Here is a 24,173-nt window from a genome sequence, read left to right as displayed (position 1 = left end):
TCTTATAATTTTTTCAAGTTGTTAACAGCTATCTAGTCTATGATAAGTACATGGTGTTATTGATATGAAACTCATTGAGTTGGGAAATGATTAGTGGTTAATATACGAAATGTCTTCCTATATTTAGCTAAGCGGCTATTTTAGTAACAGCATAATATATCTGAAATACGATTTGCTATAAGCCCCCACACCTAACCCCCTCACTCCCGCTGCAAAAAGAACTGCTTGATGGTCTGCCGTAGCCAGCGGTGCGCCGGATCGCGATCCAGGCGCGGGTGCCAGGCCTGGACGATAAACACCGATTCCAGCTCGAGCGGCAGCTCGATCTCCGCCAACGGCAGGTGGATGTTGCTCACCCCTTGCAGCACGTGGCGCGGCAGCGGCAGGATAAAGTCCGATTTCATGGTCAGCATCATCGCCGAATGGAAGCCCGGCAGGGTCAGGGCGACGTTGCGCTGCAGGCCGAGATCGCGCAGCGCGTCGTCGATCGGCCCCTGCGTGCGCCCGCGGCGGGAGACGCTGATATGCGGGTAATGGGTCAGGGTTTCGGGCGTTACCCGGCCGATGATCGGGTGCCCAGGGCGCACCAGCGCCTGAAAGGTGCTGGTGAACAGGCTCTGCGTCTTGATTTCCGGATGCCAGTCGCGTGAGGAACCGATCACCAGATCCACCTTGCCGCTGCGCAGCGCGTCATCCTCGCCGTCGCTTTCAGCGATAAATTTCAGGCCGCTTAACGGCGCCATGTCCCGCAGCGTCTCCAGCAAGCCGCCCGCCAGCGCGCCGATAAAAATGTCGTTGGCGCGAATGGTGAAGGTTCGGGTCAGCTTGCCGGGTTCGAACGCAACATTCGGTGCGATCAGCGCGGCGGCCTGCTCGATGATCTCGCCGAGCTGGCGTTTCAACTCCAGAGCGCGCGGCGTCGGCACCAGATGCTTGCCGGCCCTGACCATGATCGGATCGTCGAACTGCCGGCGGATGCGCCCCAGAATGCGGCTCATCGCCGGTGCGCTCAGATTCATCTTTTCGGCGGCGCCGCTCACGCTCCCTTCTTCCAGCAGCAGATTCAGCGCATAGATCAGGTTGAAATCAATTTTTTGCGGCATGGACTCTCCGGTGGTGGCGCGTTCAATGGATTGCGTTTTGTGCAACTAGTTAATTACATCATTTCATTTTAAACAATCGAAATAAGTCCGGATACTGCCCACGACAACAAAGATTGAGGCTGAAACAGCAGGAGTGGGGAATGGTTGAGGTGTCTGTTACGCCGCACCACAAAAATCGATGGCTCGCCAGCGCCGGTGAAATCAACGGCCGCACCTGGCTGGGGCTGTTCGGCGTGTTTTTGGCGGTGATGGCCAGCGGTGTGGGGGAAAACGCCAGCAAGTTCGCGCTGGCGGATATACAGGGCGGCATGCTGCTGAGCTTCGATGCCGGCAGTTGGCTGACCACCTGTTACGTCACCGGCTTTGTGATCGGTTCCGGGTTCACGCCCTGTTTTTGGCCAACCTTTTCGCTGCGCCGGGTGGCGTTGACGATGTGCGGCCTTTACCTGGCCGGTGGGCTGCTGACGCCCTGGTTGGGAGAACAGTATGGCGTGCTGCTGGCGGTGCGCAGCCTGCAGGGCTTCGCCGGCGGCGCGTTGCCGCCGATGCTGATGACGGTGGTGCTGCGTTTTATGCCGCCGCTGATCAAGGTGCTGGGGCTGGGCGCCTACGGCTGGGTCTCGGCCTGGAGCGCTACGCTGGGCGCCACCGCAGCCGCCTTTGCCTTTCACTGGGGTTGGAGCGGGTACTTCTACTGGAACCTGCCGCTGATGGCGATCGCCGCTGTGTGTATCGGCTACGGTCTGCCGCAGGATCCGTTGCGGCTGGAGCGCCTGCGGCAGTTCAACTGGCGCGGTCTGCTTCTTGGCGGCATGGCGCTCGGCATGCTGACGATGGGCATCTCACAGGGGGAGCGCCTCGACTGGCTGAACTCACCGCTGATCTACGTTTTATTGTTGGGCGGCATCGGGTTATTGGCATTATTTCTGATTAACGAATGGTATCACCCGCTGCCTTTTTTCAATTTGCAGCTATTAAGCAAAAAGAATTTGTCCTTCTCCTTAATTACGTTGGGTGGCGTGCTGTTAATTATGGTGTCGCTGGTCAATATTACGTCGGGATATTTATCCGCGATTCAGGGCTATCGTCAGGAACAAACTTCCGACTTAATGCTGTGGGTGGCATTGCCGCAATTAATTACGCTGCCGATTGTCGCCATTATTTGCAATACGCCGCGGGTGGATTGCCGCTGGGTGCTGGCGATCAGCCTGCTGTTGATGGCCACCGCCTGCGTGCTGGCCGCCCAGCTGACGCCGGAATGGAACGGCGATACGTTTCGCGTTATCGCGCTGTTGCAGGCGGTCGCGCAACCGATGGCGATCATCCCCCTGCTGATGCAGGCGACCGGCGGACTGTTACCGACCGACGGGCCGTTTGCGGCGGCCTGGTTCAACGCGGTGAAGGGTTTCGCCGCCACCGCGGCCGGCGGCGCCATTGCGCTGCTCAGCCGACAGCGCGGGGACTATCACGCCGGCACGATTGCCGACGGCTTCGGCTCGGCCTACAGCCGCGCATCGGGATCGGCGGAGCAGCTGGCGCAGCTTGCCGCCCGGCAGGGCCACGTGCTGGCCAGCGCCGATCTTTATCTGTTGGTTGCCGGCCTGGCGTTATTGCTGACCGCGCTGATTTTAGTTATGCCGACCCGTATTTATCCGCCGCGTTCGGTCGCCGCCTGACATTTTATCATCAGAAATAAATATTAAGTGGAGTCACTTTTATGGCTAACAAGAAAGTCGCCGTCGCCGTATTGGCGGTTGCCGTCATTACGCTGGGGTTAATAATGAATAAGTTCTTTATTAAAGAGACACAGCAGAATACCAATGATGCCTATATTCGCGCCGATATCTCGCGTATTTCTCCGCAGATTGCCGGTGAAATTGCGCAGGTGTTGGTCAGAGACAACCAGTGGGTCAAACAGGGGGAATTGCTGGCGGTGATCGACCCGCGTGAATTCAACGTCGCGCTGGCGCAGGCGACGGCGCAGGAGCAATCCGCCCGCGCCCGGCAGGACGACGCCAGGGCCAACCTCACCCGGCAGAGCGCGCTGATCGCCGCCGCGCTGGCGGAGCGACAGGCGGCGCAGGCGGAGCTGGCGTTTGCGCGCCAGGAGCAGAACCGCTACCAGAGAATGGCCAGCAGCGGCGCGGGGTCGCAGCAGGCGGCGCAGCAGGCGACAACGCGGGTGCACACGCTTTCCGCCAATGTGGCGCAGGCGGAGGCGACGCTCAAAGCGGCGCGAAACATGGAGCAGGTGCTGCAAGCCAAGCTGGCGGACAGCGACGCCGAGCTGATGCTGGCGCAGGCGAAGAAAGCGATGGCCGAACTGAATCTGTCTTACACCCGCATCACCGCGCCGATCGGCGGCGTGATCGGCAAGAAAAGCCTGCGGGTCGGAGAGTTCGTCAAACCGGGCGATGCGCTGCTGGCCATCGTGCCGCAGGACAAGCTGTACATCATCGCCAACTACCAGGAAACCCAGCTGGAAAACATTGCGCACGGGCAGTCGGTAGACATCCATATCGATACCTTTCCCGGCCAAACGCTGAAAGGGCAGGTGGACAGCATCGCGCCGGCTTCCGGCGTCAGCTTCGCGGCCGTGGCGCCGGAGAACGCCACCGGCAACTTCACCAAGATCGTTCAGCGCATCCCGGTGAAAATTGTATTTGATATCAACAAAGAGCACGCCGCTTTGTTGAGCGCCCTGCGCGTCGGCATGTCTGCGGACGTCAGCATCAATACGCTGGACGGGGGCCTGCAATGAACAGAGCCGTGATCCCGCTGCTGTTGATGGCGCTGAGCGGCTGCCGGGCGGTGGGGCCGGACTACGCTCGGCCGCAGAACGCGCTGCCCGAGAGCTGGGGTGAGCAGGCCGGCGGCGGGGCGCTGCCGGTGGCCTGGTGGTCGATATTCAACGATGCGTCGCTGTCGCAACTGGTGCAGCGCGCGGCGGCCGGCAACCTGGATCTGCAGCTCGCCACGGCGCGCATGCAGCAAAGCCGCGCCTTGCTGGGCGTGACAGAGGCGGCGCTGATGCCGGATCTGAGCATGGACGGCGCCTATCAGCGCCAGCGCGCCACCTCGGTGGGCAGCATGGATCCGTCCGGCAACGGCGGAGAGGCGGATTATAACCTCTGGCGCGGCGGATTCAGCGCCACCTGGGAGCTGGACATGTGGGGCAAGCTGCGTCGCGCATCGGAAAGCGTGCGCGCCGGCTTCGCCGCTTCGCAGGAGAATCGGCGCGCGCTGCTGACGTCGGTGACGGCGGAGCTGGCGAGCGACTATCTGCGTCTGCGCGCCACGCAGCAGCAGCTGGCGGTGGCGCAGGAAAACCGCGCCACGGCGCTGCGCACGCTACAGCTGACGCAAAGCCGTTATCAAAGCGGCGCGGGCAACGAACTGGATATCGATCAGGCGCAGGTGCAGTTGGCGCAGGTGGATGCCCTGCTGCCGACGCTGTTCGATAGGCAGGAACGCTTGATCAACGCCATCAGCCTGCTGTTGGGCGAGCGGCCTGGCGCGCTGAAAGCGATGTTGTCGCCGACGGGGCCGCTGCCGACGCTGGCGCGCGCGGTGCCGATGGGGGTGCCGTCGGATCTGGCGCTGCGCAGGCCGGATATTCGTGAAGCGGCGGCGCGTTTGCATCAGGCGACCGCCGAGATCGGCGTCGCCACCGCCGACTACTATCCGCGCATCACGCTGACCGGCAACGCGGGTTATCAGGCGCTGGCGCTGGCGGATATGGGCAGTTGGTCCACGCATACCTTCGCCATCGGCCCCGCCCTGTATCTGCCGCTGTTCGACGGGGGGAAAATCACCCAGCGGGTGCGCCTGAGCGAATACCGGCAGCAGGAAATGGCCATCGCCTACCAGCAAACGGTGCTGCGCGCCTGGCACGAGATCGACGACGCGCTTTCCGGCTATCGCGCCCAGCAGCGCCGCCAGACACACCTGGCCGAGGCGCTGGCCGCCAACCGGCACGCGTTTGCGCTGGCGCGCGACAGCTATCTGAACGGCGCCAGCGATTTTATCCACGTTCTGAGCACGCAGCGTGCGCTGCTGGATCTGCAGTCCGCGCAAATTGTTTCAGAGGAGGAGACGGCGATCGCCGTGGTGAATATCTATCGAGCGCTGGGCGGCGGCTGGGAACACACCTACCCGTCTGCGGCGCCACAGGAGAAGGCTGATGCACAACACGCTGAATAAGATTGTCGACGAGATGCTGGAAAGGGACACCCGCCGCAAACGGGAGGCCCGGGTGAGCGCCGTGCGGCAAGTCACCACTCGGATCCGCCGCATCACGTTGAGCGGCGATGATGTGGATAAGTTTATCGCCGATCCGCGCGCGCAGGAGCCGGCCAGTTGGGTCAAGGTGTTCTTCCCGTGGCGCGACACGCTGGCCGGGCGGGCCTACACCCTGAGCGGCATCGACAAACTCGCCCGCACCTTCGATATCGATATGGTACTGCACGGCGAAGGCCCGGCGTCGAACTGGGCGCGCGACGCGATGCCGGGCGACAAGCTGGGGTTCGCCGGCCCTTGCTCCGGCGGCTTTCGGCTGTTGCCGCAAACTCGCTGGCTGCTGTTGCTGGGTGATGAGACCGCGCTGCCCGCCATGCGCACCATTCTCGCCTCGCTCTCCGATCCGTTGCCGGTGCTGTGGTTCGCCGAAGTGGGCGATGCGCAGGAGATCCAGGACGTCGATTGCTCCTTTTTGCAGGTGAACAGCTGGCAAATCCGCACCCGACATTTCGACAGCGTGATGAACAGCCCGCTGGTGCAGGCCGTCAGCCATTGCGAGCTGCCGGCCGGCGAAGGGCAGGTGTGGCTGGCCTGCGAACACCAGGTCGCCGCCTATCTGAAGGCGCGTTTTATCAACGAAATGAGCATCTCCCGCGCCGCCTTGTTTGCCAAAGGTTATTGGAAAAAGGGCGAAGCCAATTTCAAGGGCGCGATTTAACTCGGGCGAATGAGGATGGTTATGATTGAGAGAGTGCTATTGGCGGTGGATTGCTTTGAACACAGCGGCAACGCCTTGGAATTTATGGCGCGCCTGCAAGGCAGCATCGGCGGCGTGATCGTGCTGACGGTGGTGGACAATGCCTTCACGCTCAGCCGCAGCGGCCTGCGTTTCGACAGCGATGAGCGCGAGGAGTATCCCGCCGCCCAACGGGAAGAGGCGCTGGCGGAAAAGCAGGTCGGGCAGGTGACGCGGGCGCTGAAACAGCAGGGCTTCAATGCCCAGGGCTTGCTGGCCGCGGGGTCGCCCATCGAAGTGATCCCGGAACAGATGGCGCTGTTCAACTGCGATCTGTTGATCATCTCGCACCGCCACCTGTCTTCATTGGGGCGCTGGCTGAACGCTTCCGTCACGCGCGGCCTGCTGGATGAGATCGGTCAACCGGTATTGGTGATCCCGCGCTAAGCTATGGATAAGGGCAGCCGCATGCGGCTGCCCGCGTTCGGCGACGAAGGCCGCACATACCGGAGGTCAACATGCGAAGTCTGGAAGATCACCTTGCCGCTTATGCCGCCTATCACCGCGATGCGCGCAATATCGTCACGCACTTTATCGGCATCCCGCTGATCGTCGTCAGCCTGCTGACGCTGCTCTCCCGGCCGGCATGGGGCGCGGGATGGCTGCCGTTTTCGCCGGCCTGCGCGGCGGTTATCGTGTCGGCCCTCTATTACCTGCGGCTGAGCCTGCGTCTTGGCGTCATGATGTTGGCGTTGCTGCTGCTGTGCCTCGCGTTCGGCGCCTGGGTGGCGTCGTTGTCGACGGCGGCGTGGCTGAGGGTCGGCATCGGCGGCTTCGTCATCGGCTGGCTGTTTCAGTTTGTCGGGCATTTCTGGGAGGGACGAAAGCCGGCGTTTATGGACGACGTGACGGGCCTGATCATCGGCCCGTTGTTCGTGCTGGCGGAAGCCTGCTTCCTGGCCGGCGGGCTGCGCGCATTGCAGCGGAGCATCGAAATGCGCGCGGGCAAAGTGCGCAATGGGAGGGAATGAAATAAGGCATCATAGGATTTTTCTGCGAGGCCCCTTTTGAAAAAAGAGGCCTGAAGATGACGGATTATGCGTATTGGATCAATTTCCAGGTGACCCCTTTGCCGCCATAAGGCGGCATGATATTGCCTTTAGCGATTGGCGCTGTGGTTGAGGGTTTGCCAACCACTTCCCAGACGCCGCTTTCCGGGCATTTTTGCCCTGTCGTGGCTGTAGTGCCAATAGGTGATTTAGACATAAGATCTTTCCTTAATCAACGCAGCGCCACAATAGCGCTGTTCGGAAAGATATTTACACGTTCGCATATATATTCAACCCTGTTCGGGAAATACGGGTTATGTGTTTAAGTTTTGATTAAATATTGTGTTTTAAGTTTTCATTTTTCTTGGTTTCATTATTTTTATTTCAACTTATATTGTTTTTATATGTTTTGTTTTTTTGTATTCTAATAAAAAATTGCAATGAAAATGTTTAATTTATTATTTTATATCTAAGGTTTTCGATTTATTTTTTATTTATCGTGCGGACCCAGAAAATTTGGGTTATGTCGCTTATTCAGAAGAGCGTTGTTTACCAAGCCAGCGAAGCCCCCCGCACTTGCAGGCTCGGGGGGCTGAACATATTTACCCGATCGTCGGGTAATCGGTGTAGCCTTCCCGGCTGCCGCCGAAGAATTTCTCTTTGATGGGCGCATTCAGCGCCAGCCCGTGTTGCAGGCGGTGAGGCAGATCCGGGTTGGCGATGAACGGGCGGCCGAAGCCGATCAGATCCGCCCAGCCTTTGGCCAGCGCTTCTTCAGCGCGTTCACGCGTGTATTTGCCCGAGTAAATCAGCGTGCCGCGGAAGATCAGACGCAGCGACTCTTTGAACGCCGCCGGCATTACCGGGGCGTCATCCCAGTCCGCTTCGGCGATGTGAATATAAGCGGCACCGATATCGTTCAGCACGCTGGCCGCCGCCAGATAGGTGGCTTCAGGGGTATCGTCCTGCGAGCCCATCAGGGTGGTCAGCGGCGCCAGGCGCACGCCCAGTTTCTCTTTGCCGATGGCGTCCGCTACCGCCTGCGCCACTTCCCGCAGGAAACGCAGGCGGTTTTGCAGTGAACCGCCGTATTCGTCGTCGCGCTGGTTTTCCCGCGAGTCGATAAACTGATTGATCAGATAGCCATTCGCGCCGTGCAGCTCTACGCCGTCGAAACCGGCGGCGATGGCGTTGCGGGCCGCCTGAGCGTAGTCATTGACGATCGCCGGAATTTCTTCCCGGGTTAAGGCGCGCGGTGCGGAGTGTTGCACCATTTCACCCACGCCATGTTCCGGCCCGCGGCCTTCGACATCCACGAACACTTTGACCCCGTCGGCCTGGATGGCGGAGGAGGAGACCGGCGCGGCGTGGTCAGGCTGTAGAATGGTATGCGACACGCGGCCGACGTGCCAAAGCTGCGCGAAGATCTTGCCGCCGGCCTGATGTACGGCGTCGGTGACTTTTTTCCAACCGGCGATGTGTTCCGGGGTGTAAATGCCGGGCGTCCAGGCATAACCCTGGCCTTGCTGGCTAATCTGCGTGCCTTCGCTGACGATCAGTCCGGCGCTGGCGCGCTGGGCATAATATTCAGCCATCATGTCGGTGGCGACGTCGCCGGCGCCGGCCCGAGAGCGGGTCATGGGCGGCATGACGATGCGATTGTTCAGCGATAAACCGTTTAAAGAATACGAGTCAAAAAGCATGGCGCTTCCCTCTGTGTGTATTGGGCCGTAGGGCCTTGATGTTTTACTGAGGCCATTATATTTCGTCGTTTAATTCTAAAAACGCGCACAATAACAAAACACTTTTGCTCTGTGTTCAATAGTTGCGGTAGCCGCCGGCGGGCCGATATGGCGGCTTGCCGCAGGTGGCGAGAATGAACCCGATGTGCGCTCGGGCGACGGCGGCTATTGCCTGTCGGTGCGTGGTTAAGATAGAGTCGGCTGCTGTTTTCCCCCACGATTTTTAACAAAATCGCAAAAGTCTTTTAGCCTCCCGCCTGCTTATCTTTGGTGTGATCAATGTCATACTTTTGGCATCTTAACTTTCCCGCGCTTCGGCAGCGGTTAACCGGAGTTGTTGAATGAAAATTAACTTTCCCTTATTAGCCCTGGCGGTGGGGGCGTTCGGCATCGGCACGACCGAGTTTTCCCCGATGGGGTTGCTGCCGACCATCGCCAAAGGGGTGGACGTCTCCATCCCGATGGCCGGCATGTTGATCAGCGCCTACGCCGTCGGCGTGATGGTCGGCGCACCGCTGATGACGTTGCTGCTTTCTCACCGGGCACGCAGAAGCGCGCTGATCTTCCTGATGGCGATCTTTACCCTGGGTAACGTGCTGTCGGCCGTTGCGCCTGACTACACCACCCTGATGCTGTCGCGCATCATCACCAGCCTGAACCACGGCGCGTTCTTTGGCCTCGGCTCGGTGGTGGCCGCCAGCGTGGTGCCGAAGGAGAAACAGGCGAGCGCCGTGGCGACCATGTTTATGGGCCTGACCATCGCCAATATCGGCGGGGTGCCCGCCGCGACCTGGCTGGGTGAAACCATCGGCTGGCGCATGTCGTTTCTGGCGACGGCCGGGCTGGGCGTGATCGCCATGCTGGGGCTGTGGTTCTCGTTGCCGAAAGGCAGCGCCGGCGCGCGTCCGGATGTGAAACGCGAGCTGTCGGTATTGGTGCGCCCGCAGGTGCTGTCTGCCTTGCTGACGACCGTGCTGGGCGCGGGCGCGATGTTCACGCTCTATACCTATATCTCGCCGGTGTTGCAGCACATCACCGATGCGACACCGCTGTTCGTGACGTCCATGCTGGTGTTGATCGGCGTCGGTTTCTCCATCGGCAACTACCTCGGCGGCAAGTTCGCCGACCGCTCCGAAAGCGCGACGCTAAAAGGCTTCTTGTTGCTGCTGGTGGTCATTATGCTGGTGATCCCGTTCCTGGCGCGCAGTGAAATCGGCGCCGCGGTCAGCATGGTGATTTGGGGCGCGGCGACCTTTGCCGTGGTGCCGCCGCTGCAGATGCGCGTGATGCGCGTCGCCAGTGAAGCGCCGGGGCTGTCGTCTTCGGTCAATATCGGCGCCTTTAACCTGGGCAATGCGCTGGGCGCCGCCGCCGGTGGCGCGGTAGTCTCCGCCGGGCTGGGATACAGCTTCGTGCCGGTGATGGGGGCGATTATTGCCGGATTGGCGCTGCTGCTGGTGCTGTTCACCCACCGTCAGGCCGAAAAAGTGGCCTACGTCAACGGTTAAAAACGACAGCGTGCGGCGGGGTTCCCCGCCGCGCTCACTCAAAGCCGAGCAGGCTGAACGCATCGTCCTGCGGGGAGTAGCCGAGCAGGCGACGGGTCTCTTCCAGCGACAAACGCGTATAGCGGTTATTGGAAACCCCGTGCACCACCGCATATTGCACCCCGTCGATACGAATGCAGCGCTCCAGCAGATCGGCGGCGTCGCGATGGCTGAGAAACGCGCTCATGTCGCGGGCGCTGAGCCGATCGCCCGGGCTGAGGGTGGTGAAGTTGGCGATGCGCACCGACAGGGCGGAAAGCCCTTCCTGATGGGCGAAGTAGGCGGCGATGCCTTCGCCGAACGCCTTGCTGGCGCCGTACAGATTTTTCGGTTTCGGCGCGTCATCCGGGCGGATTTGGTAATCGAGCGGATAGCCTTCCACCGCCTGCGCGCTGCTGGCGAACACCACCCGGCGGCAGCCGGCGTCTTTCGCCGCGCGGAAGATATTGAAGGTGCCGAGAATGTTGTTGTCCATCAACGAACCGCAAAAGTCGGCATCGGGGGAGGGATCGGCCGCCAGGTGCAACACGGTGTCGATATTGGCGCAGGCCGCGCGGCAGGCGTCGAGATCGGCGATGTTGAAGCTGATGACTTCGTCGCCGGGCCGCAGATCGCTCAGCAGGCTGATGTCTCGTTCCGCCAGGCGCAGCGCGTAGCGATCGCCCATCGCCTGGCGAAACGCCGTGGCTACCCGGCCGCCGGCGCCGGTGATCAGAATCCGTCCCAACTCAGTCCGCAACGTCATGGCCGCTGTCATCCCTACAATCGATTACGCGTTGACCAGTAATAATCGCCCGCGTGACTTTTGTCCAGTCGTTTTAATTAGTCATTCTGATGTTTCTTTCGCCATCGTCAATTGCGCATGGTGATTTTCGCGCGGGTGAATATCGTGGAATGTTAACGATGTGCAATCAAGTTTGGCGATCTATTTGCCTTATGCATTGCCGGTTGTGACTAAAAAGTGGGGATTGACAGTGGATGGATGAGCGCTTTGCTTTCGCCTGATAGTGAATTATTAGGTTAGTTAATCTTATGTTTTTGCCTGAGGCGGGCGATATTCCGCCCCTCTCTATTCCGCCTGCGCGATATATCACTGCTGCGCTGAAGCCGATAGAGGGCGACAGCCCTTATTTGATACCTCAGATCGGTTTTGCCCGCCCGATCACAGTTCGGCAATTTGCCGACGCAAGGCCTTGCCCCGGCAAAATCCGCGGTGTTAACGTCATAACTCAACCGATTTAGGGTTGTTACTGCTACGGCAGGCAAAACCTAAACCTCGCGTTTCTGTTCCCCGATGGGGCAGAGGCCGCGAGGTTTAGGTTTTTTTTTGCGCCGAATTTCGCTCCTGCGCCAGGCCAGTGCGGGGCGGGGAGCGGCAGAACGCGAAGTCTAAGGATAACCGTATGAAATATGACACATTAGCCAGTGAGATTTTGGCCGGCGTCGGTGGCCGCGACAATGTGAAAAGCCTGGTGCATTGCGCTACCCGCCTGCGTTTCAAGCTGCGCGACGACAATCGCGCCAACGCGGCAGCGCTGAAGAAAAATCCGGGCGTCATCATGGTGGTGGAGAGCGGCGGCCAGTTCCAGGTGGTGGTGGGCAACCACGTGGCGGAGGTGTTCGACGCGGTCAATCGGGTCGGCGGATTGGCTGACGGTGCGTCGAACGGCAGCGATGCGGACGATAAAAAAGACAACCTGCTCAGCCGCTTTATCGATCTGGTGTCCGGCATTTTTACCCCGCTGCTCGGGGTGATGGCCGCTTCGGGGATCCTGAAAGGCTTCCTGGCGCTGAGCCTGGCCTGCGGCTGGCTGCTGGAGAGCGGCGGCTCCTTCAAAATGCTGTTCGCCGCCAGCGACTCGTTGTTCTACTTCTTCCCGATCATGCTCGGCTACACCGCCGGAAAAAAATTCGGCGGCAACCCCTTCGTCACCATGGCGATCGGCGGCGCGTTGACGCATCCGCTGATGATGGCGGCCTTCGAAGCGGCGCAGCAGCCGGGCGCGGTGCGCGAGTATTTCTTCGGCATTCCGCTGACCTTCATCAACTACAGCTCGTCGGTGATCCCGATCATCTTTGCGGCCTGGGTGTCCTGCCGCCTGGAGCCGTTGTTTAACCGGGTGATCCACAGCGCGCTGCGCAATTTCATCACGCCGCTGCTGTGCCTGGCGATCACCGTGCCGTTGACCTTCCTGCTGATCGGCCCGGCGGCAACCTGGCTCAGCCACCTGCTGGCCAACGGCTATCAAAGCATTTACGCCTTTAACCCGATCATCGCCGGCGCCTTTATGGGGGCGATGTGGCAGGTGTGCGTGATCTTCGGCCTGCACTGGGGATTGGTGCCGTTGATGATCAACAACCTGAGCGTGCTGGGGCGCGACACCATGGTGCCGCTGCTGTTGCCGGCGGTGATGGGGCAGGTCGGCGCCACGCTGGGCGTGATGCTGCGCACCCGCGACGCCAAACTGCGGGCGCTGTCCGCTTCGGCCATCGGCGCCGGGATTTTCGGCATCACCGAACCGGCGGTGTACGGCGTCACGCTGCCGAACAAACGCCCATTCATCTTCGGCTGCATCGGCGGCGCGCTGGGCGGTGCGGTGATCGGCTACTTTCATACCTCGGTCTACTCGTTCGGCCTGGTGAGCGTATTCACCTTCGCGCAAATCATTCCCAACGGCGGCATCGACGCCACGGTATGGGGCGCGATCGGCGGCACCCTGCTGTCGTTCGTGTTCGCCGCGCTGGCCAGCTACCTGTTCGGCGTCGCGCCGGCGGAAGAGACGGCGCAGCCTGAAGCCGCCGCGCCGCTTAACCGCAAACAGACCATCCTCAGCCCGATCGCCGGCGACATCGTGCCGCTGGATCAGGTGAACGACGCGACCTTCGCCAGCGGCCTGCTGGGGAAAGGGGTGGCGATCGCGCCGCAGCAGGGGCGCGTAGTGGCGCCGGTGAGCGGCAGCGTGGCGTCGCTGTTCAAAACCAAACACGCCATCGGCATCGAATCGGACGACGGCGCGGAGATTCTCATCCACGTCGGCATCGATACCGTGAAGCTCGACGGGGCGCATTTCACCGCCCACGTTCGGGAAGGCGAGCGGGTCGCCCCGGGCGATCTGCTGATCGAGTTCGACCAGGCGGCGATCCATGCTGCCGGCTATGACACCACCACGCCGATCATCATCAGCAACAGCGATGACTACGTGGACGTGTTGACCAGCGGCCTGTCTCCGGTGCAGGAACAGGCGCCGCTGCTGACTTTATTACGTTAATTGAGGAGCAAGCGATGAACGGCAAGTTTCCGCAACATTTTCTGTGGGGCGGCGCGGTAGCGGCGAACCAGGTAGAAGGCGCGTATCAGGCCGACGGCAAGGGGTTGTCGACCTCCGATCTGCAGCCGCAGGGCATCTTCGGCGCCATCACGCCGCGCGCGGCGGGCGACAGCGGCATCAAGGACGTGGCGATCGATTTCTATCATCGTTACCCGGAGGATATCGCGCTGTTCGCCGAGATGGGTTTCAAGTGCCTGCGCACCTCGATCGCCTGGACGCGCATTTTCCCGCAGGGCGACGAAGAGACGCCGAACGAAGCCGGGCTGGCGTTTTACGATCGGCTGTTCGATGAGATGGCGAAATACGGCATTCAGCCGCTGATCACGCTGTCGCACTATGAAATGCCTTACGGCCTGGTGAAGCGCTACGGCGGCTGGGGCGATCGGCGCACCATCGATTTCTTCGAGCGCTACGCGCGCACCGTGTTTGAACGCTACAAGCACAAGGTCAAACACTGGCTGACCTTCAACGAGATCAACATGTCGCTGCACGCGCCTTTCACCGGCGTCGGCCTGCCGCCGGAGAGCGACAAGAGCGCCATCTATCAGGCGATCCACCATCAGTTGGTGGCCAGCGCCAAAGCGGTGAAGGCCTGCCACGAGATCGTGCCGGAGGGCAAAATCGGCAACATGCTGCTGGGCGGCATTCTGTATCCGCTGAGCTGCAAGCCGGAAGATCTGCTGGAAACCCAGCGGCAAAACCGCGACTGGCTGTTCTTCGGCGATGTGCAGGCGCGCGGCTATTACCCGGCCTATATGCAGCGCTTCTTCCGTGAAAACGGCATTCAGGTGGCGATCACCGAGGAAGATCGGCGAACGCTGCGCGAAACCATCGATTTCATCTCGTTCAGCTACTACATGAGCGGCTGCGTCACCGCCGACCCGGAGCAGTATGAGACGGCGCGCGGCAACATTCTCGATATGGTGCCGAACCCGCATCTGGCCAGCTCGGAATGGGGATGGCAAATCGACCCGATCGGGCTGCGCTACCTGCTCAACGTGCTGTACGACCGCTATCAGAAGCCGCTGTTCATCGTCGAGAACGGGCTGGGCGCCAAAGATCGCGTCGAGGCCGACGGCAGCATCAACGACGACTACCGCATCAACTACCTCAATGACCACCTGGTGCAGGTGGCGGAAGCGATCGACGACGGCGTCGAGGTGATGGGTTACACCAGCTGGGGGCCGATCGATCTGGTCAGCGCTTCGAAGGCCGAAATGTCGAAGCGCTATGGCTTCATTCACGTCGACAGGGACGATGCCGGCAACGGCAGCCTCGAGCGCCGCCGCAAGAAGAGTTTCTACTGGTACCGCGATGTGATCCACAGCAACGGCGCCAGCCTGAAAGACCGACGCTAACCCTTCAGCCCGGCGGCAAGCGCCGGGCGTTAACTAACGTTATTCGCTGCTGTTCATGATGGGAAATTCTCTCCCAGGGAATGCTGTTGCCCGCAGTCAGCCGTTATGCGGAGAAATATAATAATGATGAAAAGCTTATTACCTCGTTCCATGACCCTGGCGGCGCTGGCGTTGCTCTGTAGCCAGGCGCAGGCGGAAACGCTGCAAACCGGCAAGGACGTCGAAGCCCCCACCGCCAAATGGGAAGGGGTGGCGCTCGGCTTTGAACCGCCGCAGCCCGGGCTGTTGGGGGATATGCTGGGGATCAGGCCGATCCTGGAGGATCATGGCTTCCACTATAACCTCGGCTACCTCAGCCAGCTGTCGTATAACGCCGGCGGCGGTTACAACCACGATAAACAGGCGTCGTATATCGACCAGTTTTCGCTGACCTTCAGCCAGGATTTGCAGGCGCTGACCGGCATTCCGGACGCGGCGATCGAAGGCAATATCGTCAACCGCAACCATGACAACAACCTGACCCGCGATCGGCTGCAGGATCCGCGCGTCGGCCTGACCGATCTGTCGCAGGAGAGCTTTGGCGGGCAGTCGATCACCCGGCTGGGTTGGTTGACCTTCAGCCGCTCCTTCCTCGATCGCCGGCTGCAGTGGCGCATCGGCATGATGAACAAGGTGCAGGATTTCGATCAGATTATCCCCTGCGATTTTCAGACGCTGACACTGTGCGGCGGCAAGTCCGCCAACTCGTTGACCTGGTACAATTGGAACGTGCATTACTGGGGCACTACGCTGCAGTACAAACTGACCGACGGCCTGACGCTCAAGGGCGGGGTGATGGAACAGAACCCGAGCGCCCCCAGCCGCAGCCACGCCTGGAGTTGGTCCACCAAGGGCAGCAAAGGCTTCCTGTTGCCGATGGAGCTGGAGCTGAAAACCCACGCCGTCAACCAGCTGCCGGGGGTGTATAACCTGGGCGTGCTGTTCACCAACGCGCGCCAGCGCGATCTTTATGAAGGGGTGTCCGGCGGGCCGGGCGCCAGCGATCCGCAGGGCTATCGCAGCCACGATCGCACCTGGTTCCTGTATACCGGTTTCAACCAGCAGGTGACGCGCCATGCGGACGACGTCAACCGCGGTCTGAGCGTGTTTTACAGCCTGGGGCTGGGGGATCAGCGCAGCAACTACCTGCACTGGTCAACCTCGACCGGCATCCGCTATCGCGGTCTGTTCGATGCGCGGCCGGACGACTGGCTGGGGCTCGGCGTCTCGGTGGTGAAACTGAGCGACCGCTACAAAGACAATCAGCGTTATCTCAACCAGATGAGCGGCATCAGCGATTATCACGATCCGAATTACCGGCCGGTGCCGGGCCACTCGGTGACGGCGGAGCTCTATTATCGCGTTAACGTCACGCCGTGGCTGCAGCTGCAGCCGGGCCTGCAATACTGGCATCACCCGGCGGGCGTCAGCGAGACGCAGGACGCCTGGGTGACGGCGTTGAAAACGGTGGTGACCTTCTGATCAGGCCGCGTCGCTCTCGCGGTAGCGCCGGCGGGCGTGCTCAAACCAGCTGGCGGGCACGTTGTGCGGCGGCTGCTGCAACCTGAGCAGCCCCTGTTCAACGATATGGCTGGCCTGGCGCCACAGCGTCGGGTCGCCTTCGGTCAGCACCTCCAGCAGGCGCTGTTTCTCGATCAGGTAGGTCTGGGCGAAGTGGCTGTCGTAGTCCAGCAGCGAGCGGGTGTTATCGATAAGATCCGCCAGCTTGATGGTTTTGGCCTGCGGCGACGCGTCGGCGCTGTGGCGCCGATCGCGGTTTTTGCGCTCGAAGCGGTTGCCGTCCTCGGCGCGGCTGACGTTGGTCAACATCCGCACCAGTTCCGCCACTTTTGGCCCAAAGTGGCTGTCGATATCGCCGAGGGTGGTGGGCGTGTCTTCCACCGTGTCATGCAGCCAGGCGGCCGCCAGCATCTCTTCGGTGTGCGGCACGCTGCGCACCAGCTCCATGACCGCCTGCGGGTGGACGATGTATGGATCGTCGGTGTATTTGCGGCGCTGATCGATGGCCGCATGCGCCTTGGTGGCGTAGCGGCGCGCGCGTTCTGCAAGCGTATTCGTCATTTCCTTTCCCTCCGAGCATCCTCTGCATAAAAAAAAGGTAGCATATCTCACAAGAAATAGCTTGCGATTACATCGTGCGCTATCTATATTCACAAACATGAAAAGCACCGATACCGCACAACCCAACGCGAAGAACCTGCTGCAGCTCGATCAGCAGCTCTGTTTCGCGCTGTACTCCGCCAACCTGGCGCTGCACAAAGTCTACCGCAAGCTGTTGAATCAGCTCGAACTCACCTACCCGCAATACCTGGTGATGATGGTGCTGTGGGAGCGCGATCGGGTGACGGTATCGGACATCGGCGAGCGGCTGTTCCTCGATTCCGCCACGCTGACGCCGCTGCTGAAGCGGCTGGAAACCGCCGGTCTGCTGGTGCGCTATCGCGCCACCGCCGACGAGCGGCAGGTGATCATTGCTCTCACCGAAGCCGGCCGCGCGCTGCGTGAGCGGGCGCAATCGGTGCCCGAGGCGGTGATGTGTGCCACCGACTGCAGCCTGGACGAGATCGTCTCGCTCAAACAGCAGTTGGAAAAGCTGCGCGGCAGCCTGATCGATCAGATTTGACCCGCCGCCGCCGGACGCAAGAACGGCAGGGGTGGTCTACACTGGTTAATAAGCGTCAAAAATAAGTAGTGCGCGATTTAATCGCAAAAGATAAATATGTGACCGGCTTTACTTCGTGGAAGCCGTAGTCATCTCGCCAACCAGCAAGAAGGAATGAACGATGTCTATTGAGAAAGTGGTTTACCGCGCTCACGCCACCGCAACCGGCGGCCGCGACGGCCGTGCGACCTCCTCCGACGGCGTGTTGGACGTGAAACTGGGCGTGCCGAAAGAGATGGGCGGCGCCGGCGGCGAAGTCACCAACCCCGAGCAGCTGTTCGCCGCCGGTTACTCGGCCTGCTTCCTCGGCGCGTTGAAGTTTGTCGCGGCGAAAGAAAAGGTCAAAATCCCGGCCGAAGCCAAGATCGACGGCACCGTCGGCATCGGTGAAATCCCCAACGGTTTCGGCATCGAAGTGCAGCTGGATATCTCGCTGCCGGGCATCGAGCGCAGCGTGGCGGAAGATTTGGTGAAAAAGGCGCACGTGGTGTGCCCATACTCCAATGCCACCCGTGGAAATATCGATGTAACTCTGAACGTTAAGTAAGATTTTTGCCGATATCTGGAAAAAATGGAGGGTTTATCCCTCCATTTTCTTGCGCGCCCTGCCTGAAAATCGCTCAAAAAAACGGTAAATTTTGTCCGTTTTGTGAGAATTCTCTTGATTATTACCCGCAAAATAACGCTTATTGCCGGTTGGCTGAACCAGAAGCCGCAATCAGTGTCTGACTGAGTCAGAACCGCTACACCGTCCCCGGAGCCACCGCGTTACATGAACAAAGTTAAATCGCTATCACAGCAGAATTTATCGTTATTGTTAGCGATCTATATCGGCATCTTTCTAAACCTGTCCGTTTTCTATCGCCGTTTTGATTCGCTGGCGCACGGCATTCAGGGAATTAAGCTTATTTCGGCGGTGACGGAAGTCATCGCTATCGTCCTGTTCACGTTCTTCATCATGCGGCTGGTATCGCTCGGCGGCCGGCTGTTTTATCGCATCGTCGCCTCGCTGCTGGTGTTGATTTCGGTTGCCGCCAGCTACTACATGACGTTTTTCAACGTGGTGATCGGCTACGGCATCGTGGTGTCGGTGATGACCACCGACATCGATTTGTCGAAAGAGGTGGTTGGCCTGCACTTCGTGCTGTGGATGGTGGCGCTCAGCGCCTTGCCGCTGCTGCTGATCTGGAAAAACAACCTGCGCTATACCCTGATAGAACAGCTGAAAACCCCTGGTCATCGCATCAAGCCGCTGCTGGTGTTGCTGGCGGTGGTGGCGCTGGTCTGGCTGCCGCTGCGCATGCTGGACGACGAGCAGAGCGTGCAAGAGAAGCTTTCCAACGTCGATCTGCCGAGCTACGGCGGCGTGGTGGCGCACTCGTATCTGCCGTCCAACTGGCTGTCGGCGCTGGGGCTGTTCGCCTATACCCGCTATGACGAAAGCCAGGACCAGAGCACGATGTTCGATCCGGGCAAACACTTCACTTACGTACCGCCGGCAGACATCGACGATACCTACGTGGTGTTCATCATCGGCGAGACCACGCGCTGGGATCACATGGGCATGCTGGGCTATGAGCGCGATACCACGCCGCGGCTGTCTAAAGAGAAGAATTTGGTGGCGTTCCGCGGCGAGTCGTGCGACACCGCCACCAAGCTGTCGCTGCGCTGCATGTTCGTGCGCGAAGGCGGCACCGAAGACAACCCGCAGCGCACGCTGAAAGAGCAGAACGTGTTCGCGGTGCTGAAGGATCTGGGCTTCTCTTCCGAACTGTTCGCCATGCAGAGCGAGGTGTGGTTCTACAATAACACCGAGGTGAACAACTATTCGTTCCGCGAGATGATCGCGTCCGAGAAGCGCAACGACGGCAAGGCGGTCGACGATATGCTGCTGGTGGACGAAATGAAGGAGTCGCTGGCGCGTTATCCGAAGGGTAAGCACCTGGTGATCCTGCATACCAAAGGCTCACACTACCTGTACTCGCAGCGTTATCCGCGCAGCTATGCGCGCTATCAGCCGGAGTGCATGGGGGTGGATGACTCGTGCACCAAGGCGCAGTTGATCAACGCCTTCGACAATACGGTGCTGTATACCGACAGCTTTATCAGTAATGTGATCGATCAGGTGCGCGACAAGAAGGCCATCGTGTTCTATGCCGCCGATCACGGCGAATCGATCGGCGAGAATACGCACCTGCACGGCACGCCGCGCGAAATGGCGCCGCCGGAGCAATTCCGCGTGCCGATGATCGTGTGGGCGTCGGACAAGTTCCTCGAAAACCCGCAACACCTCAGTGCCTTTGAGCAGTTGCAGGCGCAGCAGCGCATCGGCAAAACGCATCGCCACGTCGAGCTGTTTGACACCCTCCTTGGCTGCCTCGGATACACGTCTCCCGATGGCGGCATCGTGGACAAAAACAACTGGTGCCATCTGCCGCAGGATAAAACGGCGCCTGCCCGCCTGTAACCTCTCCCGCCGGGTGCCTGCCTTGCGCACCCGGTAATTTCACCCAATACATTCTCTTCATCAATTATTCCGGTGTGCGCATACGGTATACTTGCGCACTTCCCCTGCTAACCGGAGATTTCCATGACCCTGCGCGTGGCGTTTATCGACGATCATGACATTGTGCGTTCGGGCTTTGTGCAACTGCTGTCGCTGGAGGCCGATATTCAGGTGGTGGGCGAGTTCAGCAGCGCGGCGCAGGCGCGCGCCGGCCTGCCGGGGCTGGAAGCGGAAATCTGTATTTGCGACATTTCGATGCCGGACGGCAGCGGGCTGGATCTGCTGGCGGACATTCCTTCCGGCATCCGCGTGGTGATGCTGTCGATGCACGATAACCCGGCGCTGGTGGAAATGGCGCTGGAACGCGGCGCCAGCGGCTTTCTCTCCAAGCGCTGCAAGCCGGAAGATCTGATCACCGCGGTGCGCACCGTCGCCGGCGGCGGCGTCTACCTGATGCCGGAAATCGCGCAGCAGCTGGCGCGGGTGAGGGTCGATCCGTTGACCCGCCGCGAGCGCGAGATCGCGCTATTGCTGGCGCAGGGCCAGGAGGTGCGTGAGATCGCCGCCGCCTTGGGGCTGTCGCCGAAAACGGTGCATGTGCACCGCGCCAACCTGTTCGCCAAGCTGGGCATCAACAACAACGTCGAGCTGGCCAGACGGATGCTGAACCTGTGACGCAGCGCCTGATCACCCAGCTGGCGCTGTTTTTCATCTACGCCGCCAGCGCGTTTTGCCTGTGGGGCATCGGCACCGCGCTGATCGACCCCCCCTGGCAGGCGCTGCTGCTGTTTCCGTTCGGCCTGCGCATGGGCATTTTGCTGCAGAGCCCGTACCGTTTCTGGCCGGGGATCCTGCTGGCCGACCTGTTGCTGATGGCGCTGCTGGCGGATCAGTTCGGCTACGGCCCGGCGCTGTGGGCGTCGGTGGCGGTGCTGGTGTTGACGGTGCTGCTCAGCCTGCTGGCCTCGCCGTGGCTGTTGCGCCATCAACAGAGCGACAGCGAATGGCGCTGGCCGCTGTTGCAGGGCGCGGTGGTCACCGCGGCTGCCTTGCTGCAGGCGCTGGTGTGGCAGCTGGTGAGCGGCGAAGGCGCCCGTGCGCTGCTGCTCGGCCTGACCGGCGGTTTCACCATCGCGCCGACCTGCCTGCTGTTGTGGCACTATCTGGCGCGCCAAATCTGGGTGCCGCTGGAGCCGGGGCTGATCCACAAGCCGGTGGAGCTGCGTCTGGGCCACCTGGCCAGCTATCTGTTGCTGTTTGCGTTCAGCATCTGGCTGCAGCAGCAGGTGAACGCCGCCGAGCTGCGCCGTTTCGCGCCGTTCTGCCTGGCGATCCCCATCGTGTTCATGTCTTACCGCTATGGCTGGCAGGGCGCGCTGTTGGCGACGTTGCTCAACGGCGTGGCGCTGATGGTCAACGAGCCGCCGCAGCCGGAGTCGCACCGCGATCTGCTGCTGTCGCTGCTGGCCCAAAGCCTGACCGGGCTGCTGCTGGGCGCCGGCATTCAGCGCCAGCGCGAACTGAATCAACAGCTGCGGCTGCGGCTGGCGGAGAATCGGCAGCTGGCGCGGGCGCTGGTGACGGCGGAGGAGCAAACCCGGCGCGAGGTGGCGCGCGAGCTGCACGATGAAGTGGGGCAGACCATCACCGTGATCCGCACCCAGGCCAGCATCGTCAAACGTCTGGCGCCGGAACCGGCGGTGATCGGCTGCGCCGACGCCATTGATGCGTTGGCGCTGCGGGTTTATGACGGGGTACACGATGTGCTGACCCAGCTGTGGCCGGCGGCGCTGAACAACCTGCCGCTGTCGGCGGCGGTGGCGGCGATGCTGCGGGAGTCGCTGCCGCAGGACGCGTCGCTGGTGAGCAGCCTGCAGTGGCAGGTGCCGGACGAGCTGCTGGATGAAACGCTGAAAATTACGCTGTACCGGGTGTGTCAGGAAGGGGTGACCAATGTGTGCCGCCACGCCGGCGCCAGCCGCCTGGAGCTGGATGCGCGCCTGCAGCCGCGCAAAGGCGCCGCGCCGCAGATCGCCCTGACCATCCGCGACAACGGCGTGGGCTTCGATGCGGAAAACCATCAGCCGGGATACGGCCTGCGCGGCATGCAGGAGCGCATCAGCGCCCTCGGCGGCAGCCTGCGGTTCACCGCTGAGCGGGGCGCCTGTTTGAGTGTGATCTTGCCCACAGTTTCACCGGCGCAAACGCAAAACTAGGAAAAACTCCTAACCGCGTCGGGAATCCGGCGTAAGCCCCCTGCGCGCGCGAGGAGCATCATAGCGGCACTTTATTCAATCCTCTGAGGTTCCACATGTGGTCTTTCCTTAAAAGCCGCCCGGATGCGTCGCAGGTCACCGATCAACGGCAGATCGACGCCAGCTACAAATACTGGCGCATTCAGCTGATGTGCACCATGTACATCGGTTATGCCGCGTTTTACTTCACGCGCAAAAGCTTCAACTTCATCATGCCGGCGATGCTGAGCGATCTGGGTCTGACGATGTCCGACGTCGGCATCCTCGGCACGCTGTTCTACATCACCTACGGCTGCTCGAAATTCATTTCCGGCATGATCAGCGATCGCTCCAACCCGCGTTACTTTATGGGGCTGGGCCTGATCATGACCGGGGTGCTGAATATCTTCTTCGGTCTCAGCTCATCGTTGCTGATGCTGGGCACGCTGTGGATCCTCAACGCCTTCTTCCAGGGTTGGGGTTGGCCGCCGTGCTCCAAAATCCTCACCAGCTGGTATTCGCGCTCCGAGCGCGGCAGCTGGTGGGCGATCTGGAACACCTCGCACAACGTCGGCGGCGCGCTGATCCCGCTGTTGGTCGGCTTTATCTCGCTGCACTTCAGCTGGCGTTACGGCATGATCATTCCCGGCATCATCGGCGTGGTGCTCGGCCTGCTGATGTGCTGGCGTCTGCGTGACAAGCCATCCACCCTGGGACTGCCGAGCGTCGGCAAATGGCGCAACGACGCCATGGAGCTGGTGCAGGAATCGGAAGGCCAGGGGTTGAGCAACCGCGAGATCATCAAACGCTACGTGCTGACCAACAAGTACATCTGGCTGTTGGCGGTCTCTTACGTGCTGGTGTACATCGTGCGCACCGCGATCAACGACTGGGGCAACCTCTATCTGACGCAGGAAAAGGGCTATTCGCTGATGACCGCCAACTCGGCCATTTCGCTGTTTGAAGTGGGCGGCTTCATCGGTTCACTGGTGGCCGGTTGGGGCTCCGACAAGCTGTTCCGCGGCAACCGCGGCCCGATGAACCTGATTTTCGCCATCGGTATCTTCCTGTCGGTGGCGGCGCTGTGGCTGATGCCGGGCGTGACCTACCTGCTGCAGGCCTGCTGTTTCTTCGCCATCGGCTTCTTTATCTTCGGCCCGCAGATGCTGATCGGCATGGCGGCGGCGGAGTGCTCGCACAAGGATGCGGCGGGCGCCGCGACCGGTTTCGTCGGCCTGTTCGCCTACCTGGGCGCGGCGCTGTCCGGCTACCCGATCGCGCGGGTGATGGAGATCTGGCACTGGAACGGCTTCTTCGTGGTGATTTCCATCGCCGCCTGCCTGTCGGCGCTGTTCCTGCTGCCATTCCTGCGCGCGCAGACGCCGGCGCTGAAACCGGCCAACGCCTGAGTAAAATACGCTGCGCAGCCCCCGGCGCAGCGCATTATGGCGCTTTTATCACCACTTGAAGTGCAGGGGCAAAAAAGTGATTGACGCCTATAACCGCCAGCAGTAAGATGCGCCCCGCATCGGCGAGTAGCGCAGCTTGGTAGCGCAACTGGTTTGGGACCAGTGGGTCGGAGGTTCGAATCCTCTCTCGCCGACCACC

General features: G+C 60.9%; 21 protein-coding genes and 1 tRNA gene. 17 read left to right on the top strand and 5 right to left on the bottom strand.

Translation table 11 applies throughout. From position 1 onward, the window contains the following. Nucleotides 1-200: 200 nt before the first annotated feature. Entirely contained in the window at nt 201-1,103 is a 903-nt protein-coding gene (locus CRO23_RS23345) for a LysR family transcriptional regulator (protein ID WP_097103017.1), read from the bottom strand. Nucleotides 1,104-1,243: 140 nt separating this feature from the next. Here CRO23_RS23345 and CRO23_RS23340 point away from each other — a divergent pair, with 140 nt between their 5' ends. From CRO23_RS23340 to CRO23_RS23315, 6 genes are all read left to right on the top strand, one after another. Continuing rightward, the gene (locus CRO23_RS23340; RefSeq protein ID WP_033639044.1) at nt 1,244-2,779 is read left to right on the top strand and encodes an MFS transporter; all 1,536 of its coding nucleotides are present in this window, start codon (nt 1,244-1,246) and stop codon (nt 2,777-2,779) included. A gap of 41 nt (nt 2,780-2,820) precedes the next feature. Further along, nucleotides 2,821-3,864, top strand: coding sequence for an HlyD family secretion protein (locus CRO23_RS23335; RefSeq protein WP_016929545.1), 1,044 nt, complete (start codon nt 2,821-2,823; stop codon nt 3,862-3,864). Further along, nucleotides 3,861-5,306 carry an efflux transporter outer membrane subunit gene (locus CRO23_RS23330; protein ID WP_079452280.1) on the top strand — a complete coding sequence of 482 codons (1,446 nt, stop codon included), beginning with the start codon at nt 3,861-3,863 and terminating at the stop codon, nt 5,304-5,306. Before CRO23_RS23335 ends, CRO23_RS23330 begins: the two co-directional genes overlap by 4 nt. After that, nucleotides 5,287-6,060, top strand: a complete 774-nt coding sequence (locus CRO23_RS23325) for a siderophore-interacting protein (RefSeq protein WP_079452281.1) — start codon at nt 5,287-5,289, stop codon at nt 6,058-6,060. Before CRO23_RS23330 ends, CRO23_RS23325 begins: the two co-directional genes overlap by 20 nt. A gap of 21 nt (nt 6,061-6,081) precedes the next feature. Then, nucleotides 6,082-6,525 (top strand): universal stress protein, encoded by a 444-nt coding sequence (locus CRO23_RS23320; RefSeq protein ID WP_015376224.1) that lies wholly within the window; start codon nt 6,082-6,084, stop codon nt 6,523-6,525. 71 nt (nt 6,526-6,596) lie between these two features. Next, a complete protein-coding gene (locus CRO23_RS23315) occupies nt 6,597-7,109 on the top strand; it encodes an Mpo1 family 2-hydroxy fatty acid dioxygenase (RefSeq protein WP_079452282.1) in 513 nt (170 codons plus the stop codon). Between the two features lie 64 nt (nt 7,110-7,173). Here the strand turns inward: CRO23_RS23315 and CRO23_RS25135 are convergent, their stop codons facing one another. Both CRO23_RS25135 and CRO23_RS23310 read right to left on the bottom strand, forming a co-directional pair. Further along, nucleotides 7,174-7,344, bottom strand: a complete 171-nt coding sequence (locus tag CRO23_RS25135; RefSeq protein WP_162837995.1) for a hypothetical protein — start codon at nt 7,342-7,344, stop codon at nt 7,174-7,176. A gap of 385 nt (nt 7,345-7,729) precedes the next feature. Continuing rightward, nucleotides 7,730-8,830: an alkene reductase gene (locus tag CRO23_RS23310; RefSeq protein ID WP_016929541.1), complete on the bottom strand. Its 1,101-nt coding sequence runs from the start codon at nt 8,828-8,830 to the stop codon at nt 7,730-7,732. 380 nt (nt 8,831-9,210) lie between these two features. Here CRO23_RS23310 and CRO23_RS23305 point away from each other — a divergent pair, with 380 nt between their 5' ends. Beyond that, nucleotides 9,211-10,377 carry an MFS transporter gene (locus CRO23_RS23305; protein ID WP_097103015.1) on the top strand — a complete coding sequence of 389 codons (1,167 nt, stop codon included), beginning with the start codon at nt 9,211-9,213 and terminating at the stop codon, nt 10,375-10,377. Between the two features lie 34 nt (nt 10,378-10,411). On the opposite strand, the gene CRO23_RS23300 is transcribed toward CRO23_RS23305, so the two are convergent. Next, entirely contained in the window at nt 10,412-11,161 is a 750-nt protein-coding gene (locus tag CRO23_RS23300) for an NAD-dependent epimerase/dehydratase family protein (RefSeq protein ID WP_079450380.1), read from the bottom strand. A 658-nt stretch (nt 11,162-11,819) separates the two neighbouring features. On the opposite strand from CRO23_RS23300, the gene bglF reads away from it, so the two are divergent. The 3 genes from bglF (at nt 11,820) to CRO23_RS23285 (ending at nt 16,624) form a co-directional block, all read left to right on the top strand. Next, entirely contained in the window at nt 11,820-13,685 is a 1,866-nt protein-coding gene (gene bglF, locus CRO23_RS23295; RefSeq protein WP_016929538.1) for a PTS beta-glucoside transporter subunit IIABC, read from the top strand. 14 nt (nt 13,686-13,699) lie between these two features. After that, on the top strand, nt 13,700-15,103 hold the full coding sequence (locus tag CRO23_RS23290) for a glycoside hydrolase family 1 protein (protein WP_004934102.1): 1,404 nt from the start codon (nt 13,700-13,702) through the stop codon (nt 15,101-15,103). A gap of 150 nt (nt 15,104-15,253) precedes the next feature. Beyond that, complete coding sequence (locus CRO23_RS23285; RefSeq protein ID WP_370530997.1) at nt 15,254-16,624, top strand: carbohydrate porin; 1,371 nt, start codon at nt 15,254-15,256, stop codon at nt 16,622-16,624. On the opposite strand, the gene CRO23_RS23280 is transcribed toward CRO23_RS23285, so the two are convergent. After that, nucleotides 16,625-17,224, bottom strand: coding sequence for an HD domain-containing protein (locus CRO23_RS23280; protein ID WP_097103013.1), 600 nt, complete (start codon nt 17,222-17,224; stop codon nt 16,625-16,627). Nucleotides 17,225-17,321: 97 nt separating this feature from the next. On the opposite strand from CRO23_RS23280, the gene CRO23_RS23275 reads away from it, so the two are divergent. The 7 genes from CRO23_RS23275 to CRO23_RS23245 all read left to right on the top strand — a co-directional run bounded on the left by CRO23_RS23275 (nt 17,322) and on the right by CRO23_RS23245 (nt 24,171). Next, complete coding sequence (locus CRO23_RS23275) at nt 17,322-17,786, top strand: MarR family winged helix-turn-helix transcriptional regulator (RefSeq protein ID WP_016929534.1); 465 nt, start codon at nt 17,322-17,324, stop codon at nt 17,784-17,786. Nucleotides 17,787-17,946: 160 nt separating this feature from the next. Further along, complete coding sequence (locus CRO23_RS23270) at nt 17,947-18,372, top strand: organic hydroperoxide resistance protein (RefSeq protein WP_004934114.1); 426 nt, start codon at nt 17,947-17,949, stop codon at nt 18,370-18,372. A 225-nt stretch (nt 18,373-18,597) separates the two neighbouring features. Beyond that, nucleotides 18,598-20,292, top strand: coding sequence for a kdo(2)-lipid A phosphoethanolamine 7''-transferase (gene eptB, locus CRO23_RS23265; protein WP_016929532.1), 1,695 nt, complete (start codon nt 18,598-18,600; stop codon nt 20,290-20,292). Between the two features lie 123 nt (nt 20,293-20,415). After that, complete coding sequence (gene uhpA / locus CRO23_RS23260) at nt 20,416-21,006, top strand: transcriptional regulator UhpA (protein WP_004934117.1); 591 nt, start codon at nt 20,416-20,418, stop codon at nt 21,004-21,006. Continuing rightward, nucleotides 21,003-22,547: a signal transduction histidine-protein kinase/phosphatase UhpB gene (gene uhpB, locus CRO23_RS23255; protein WP_079452285.1), complete on the top strand. Its 1,545-nt coding sequence runs from the start codon at nt 21,003-21,005 to the stop codon at nt 22,545-22,547. Before uhpA ends, uhpB begins: the two co-directional genes overlap by 4 nt. A gap of 95 nt (nt 22,548-22,642) precedes the next feature. After that, complete coding sequence (locus tag CRO23_RS23250; RefSeq protein ID WP_097103011.1) at nt 22,643-23,974, top strand: MFS transporter; 1,332 nt, start codon at nt 22,643-22,645, stop codon at nt 23,972-23,974. A gap of 120 nt (nt 23,975-24,094) precedes the next feature. Next, nucleotides 24,095-24,171, top strand: a tRNA-Pro gene (locus CRO23_RS23245). Nucleotides 24,172-24,173: the final 2 nt, after the last annotated feature.

The sequence above is a fragment of the Serratia sp. JKS296 genome, from assembly GCF_900215445.1.
GTDB classification, from domain to species: Bacteria; Pseudomonadota; Gammaproteobacteria; order Enterobacterales; family Enterobacteriaceae; genus Serratia; species Serratia marcescens.
Note: the sequence above shows the minus strand (reverse complement) of the source record. Positions and strands in the feature narration are given on the sequence as shown.

Coding starts and splice junctions, on each gene's coding strand:
- CRO23_RS23300 (WP_079450380.1), bottom strand. CDS start 11,161: ATGACGTTGCGGACTGAGTTGGGACGGATTCTGATCACCGGCGCCGGC.
- eptB (WP_016929532.1), top strand. CDS start 18,598: ATGAACAAAGTTAAATCGCTATCACAGCAGAATTTATCGTTATTGTTA.
- bglF (WP_016929538.1), top strand. CDS start 11,820: ATGAAATATGACACATTAGCCAGTGAGATTTTGGCCGGCGTCGGTGGC.
- CRO23_RS23340 (WP_033639044.1), top strand. CDS start 1,244: ATGGTTGAGGTGTCTGTTACGCCGCACCACAAAAATCGATGGCTCGCC.
- uhpA (WP_004934117.1), top strand. CDS start 20,416: ATGACCCTGCGCGTGGCGTTTATCGACGATCATGACATTGTGCGTTCG.
- CRO23_RS23250 (WP_097103011.1), top strand. CDS start 22,643: ATGTGGTCTTTCCTTAAAAGCCGCCCGGATGCGTCGCAGGTCACCGAT.
- CRO23_RS23275 (WP_016929534.1), top strand. CDS start 17,322: ATGAAAAGCACCGATACCGCACAACCCAACGCGAAGAACCTGCTGCAG.
- CRO23_RS23315 (WP_079452282.1), top strand. CDS start 6,597: ATGCGAAGTCTGGAAGATCACCTTGCCGCTTATGCCGCCTATCACCGC.
- CRO23_RS23290 (WP_004934102.1), top strand. CDS start 13,700: ATGAACGGCAAGTTTCCGCAACATTTTCTGTGGGGCGGCGCGGTAGCG.
- CRO23_RS23320 (WP_015376224.1), top strand. CDS start 6,082: ATGATTGAGAGAGTGCTATTGGCGGTGGATTGCTTTGAACACAGCGGC.
- CRO23_RS23270 (WP_004934114.1), top strand. CDS start 17,947: ATGTCTATTGAGAAAGTGGTTTACCGCGCTCACGCCACCGCAACCGGC.
- CRO23_RS25135 (WP_162837995.1), bottom strand. CDS start 7,344: ATGTCTAAATCACCTATTGGCACTACAGCCACGACAGGGCAAAAATGC.
- CRO23_RS23345 (WP_097103017.1), bottom strand. CDS start 1,103: ATGCCGCAAAAAATTGATTTCAACCTGATCTATGCGCTGAATCTGCTG.
- CRO23_RS23305 (WP_097103015.1), top strand. CDS start 9,211: ATGAAAATTAACTTTCCCTTATTAGCCCTGGCGGTGGGGGCGTTCGGC.
- CRO23_RS23330 (WP_079452280.1), top strand. CDS start 3,861: ATGAACAGAGCCGTGATCCCGCTGCTGTTGATGGCGCTGAGCGGCTGC.
- CRO23_RS23310 (WP_016929541.1), bottom strand. CDS start 8,830: ATGCTTTTTGACTCGTATTCTTTAAACGGTTTATCGCTGAACAATCGC.
- CRO23_RS23280 (WP_097103013.1), bottom strand. CDS start 17,224: ATGACGAATACGCTTGCAGAACGCGCGCGCCGCTACGCCACCAAGGCG.
- CRO23_RS23285 (WP_370530997.1), top strand. CDS start 15,254: ATGACCCTGGCGGCGCTGGCGTTGCTCTGTAGCCAGGCGCAGGCGGAA.
- CRO23_RS23335 (WP_016929545.1), top strand. CDS start 2,821: ATGGCTAACAAGAAAGTCGCCGTCGCCGTATTGGCGGTTGCCGTCATT.
- CRO23_RS23325 (WP_079452281.1), top strand. CDS start 5,287: ATGCACAACACGCTGAATAAGATTGTCGACGAGATGCTGGAAAGGGAC.